The sequence below is a fragment of the Mesorhizobium sp. M7A.F.Ca.CA.001.10.2.1 genome, from assembly GCF_003998575.1.
Lineage (GTDB): Bacteria > Pseudomonadota > Alphaproteobacteria > Rhizobiales > Rhizobiaceae > Mesorhizobium.
On sequence record NZ_RZQY01001209.1, the window covers coordinates 1 to 742 of the forward strand.

The 742-nt window shown below is 64.0% G+C and carries 1 protein-coding gene and 1 pseudogene; both read right to left on the reverse strand.

Features of this window, described 5'->3' with window-relative positions:
* A pseudogene (locus EN964_RS36185) lies at positions 1 to 267 on the reverse strand (AI-2E family transporter); the annotation flags it as partial.
* A partial coding sequence (locus tag EN964_RS36190; protein WP_164776545.1) for a CDP-alcohol phosphatidyltransferase family protein occupies positions 239 to 742 on the reverse strand: 504 nt, incomplete at its 5' end. The pseudogene EN964_RS36185 and the gene EN964_RS36190, both read right to left, overlap by 29 nt.

The following is a 742-nucleotide window of genomic DNA, read 5'->3' on the forward strand; positions in this document are numbered from 1 at the left end:
GAGGATGACCACCGTCGCCATGAAACGGGACAGGCCGAGCCGCTGCAGCCGGTCGGCAACGGGATCGAGGAAATAGGCCAGCACCATGCCGGCGACGAAGGGCAGCAGGATGGCGCTGAAAACATAGAGGAAAAGCGCCAGCAGCGCGGCACCGGCCAGCCAGAAGAAGATCTGCCGGCGAAAGGTCGCGGACGCGGCGATGTCGGCGGCCGCGGCCTCGATCGCTGCCGCTTCTGTCTCAGATGTCCGGAGTGGAGCCTTCGCCATAGCCGCTCATGTGCCTCAGCCAAGTGACGAGATAGGCTGCGGCCGAAGCCACGGTCAAGACCCCGGACAGCAATATGAGGGCTGACCTCAGCGGGTCGAAGTGAACGGCAAGGGCAAGTTCTCCCAGCACAAGCGCGGCCAGCACGATCTGGATCGCGGTGTTGGCCTTCGACACGAACAACGGTTTCATCTCGACCGGATGGGTCATGACGGCGGACAACACCACCGCGCAGACGATCAACGCGTCGCGCGACACCATGATGACGACAAGCCACAGCGGCAATTGCCCGATGAAGCTCATGACCACGAACACCGAAACCAGCAGCAGCTTGTCGGCCACCGGGTCGAGATACGCGCCGAGCGTGGACTGCTGGTTGAAACGGCGGGCGATGAACCCGTCGACGCCGTCGGAAATGCCGGCGACGAGGAACCCGGCAAAAGCCCAGTCCCAGCGCGCCTGCAGCATCGCCAGCAC